The following is an 875-nucleotide window of genomic DNA, read 5'->3' on the forward strand; positions in this document are numbered from 1 at the left end:
TGCGCGCCGAGCTTGTAGATCAGGCCGACGGTGGTGAGCACGGCGATGGCCATGCCGACCATGCCGAACAGGTTGCCGCGGCGCGAGCTGGTCGGGTGCGACAGGCCCTTGAGCGCCTGGATGAAGCACACGGACGCCACGAGGTAGAGGGCGGTGATCAGGTTCATGCTCATCTCAGTGGCCCTCCGCCTGCGCTTTGGGCGCCTTCTTCTTGAACATTTCCAGCATGCGCCGGGTGACCAGGAAGCCACCGAACACGTTGACCGCGGCCAGCGCCACGGCCAGGGTGCCCATGGTCTTGCCCAGGCCGGTTTCGGTCAGCGCGGCGGCCAGCATGGCGCCGACGATGACGATGGCGGAGATGGCGTTGGTCACCGCCATCAGCGGGGTGTGCAGCGCCGGGGTGACGTTCCACACCACGTGGTAGCCGACGTAGATCGCCAGCACGAAGATGATCAGGTTGTAGAGACCGTCGGAGATCGGGTCCATGGTTGTTGTCCTTGTAATCTGGGGAGCAATCAGGCGGCGTTGCGACGGACCAGCTGGCCGCCCTCGCACATCAGGCAGGCGGCGACGATGTCGTCTTCGCGGTTGAGCTGGAACTTGCCTTCGCCGTCGATGACCAGCTTGAGGAAGTCCAGCAGGTTGCGCGCGTACAGGGCCGAGGCGTCGGCCGGCACCAGCGCCGGCAGGTTGCTGTGGCCGACGATGGTCACGCCGTGGCGCATCACCACCTGGTCGGCGACGGTCAGCGGGCAGTTGCCGCCCTGCGCTGCGGCCAGGTCGATGACCACCGAGCCGGGCTTCATCGCCGCCACGGTGTCCTCGTGCAGCAGGATCGGCGCCGGACGGCCGGGGATCAGCGCGGTGGTGAT

2 protein-coding genes and 1 pseudogene are annotated in these 875 nt (G+C 67.0%); all 3 read right to left on the minus strand.

Going from position 1 to position 875, the window contains the following annotated elements; translation table 11 throughout:
• A partial coding sequence (locus E5198_RS21280) for an NAD(P)(+) transhydrogenase (Re/Si-specific) subunit beta (RefSeq protein WP_178084113.1) occupies window positions 1-173 on the minus strand: 173 nt, incomplete at its 3' end.
• Window position 174: 1 nt separating this feature from the next.
• Window positions 175-489: an NAD(P) transhydrogenase subunit alpha gene (locus E5198_RS21285; RefSeq protein WP_136491873.1), complete on the minus strand. Its 315-nt coding sequence runs from the start codon at window positions 487-489 to the stop codon at window positions 175-177.
• Between the two features lie 29 nt (window positions 490-518).
• Window positions 519-875 (minus strand): annotated as a pseudogene (locus tag E5198_RS21290) (NAD(P)(+) transhydrogenase (Re/Si-specific) subunit alpha); the annotation flags it as partial.

This window comes from Pseudomonas sp. A-1 (genome assembly GCF_004801855.1).
Taxonomy (GTDB): domain Bacteria; phylum Pseudomonadota; class Gammaproteobacteria; order Pseudomonadales; family Pseudomonadaceae; genus Geopseudomonas.

Bases quoted from the DNA above. Each gene is read 5' to 3' on its own strand.
- E5198_RS21285 (WP_136491873.1), bottom strand. From the start codon at position 489: ATGGACCCGATCTCCGACGGTCTCTACAACCTGATCATCTTCGTGCTG.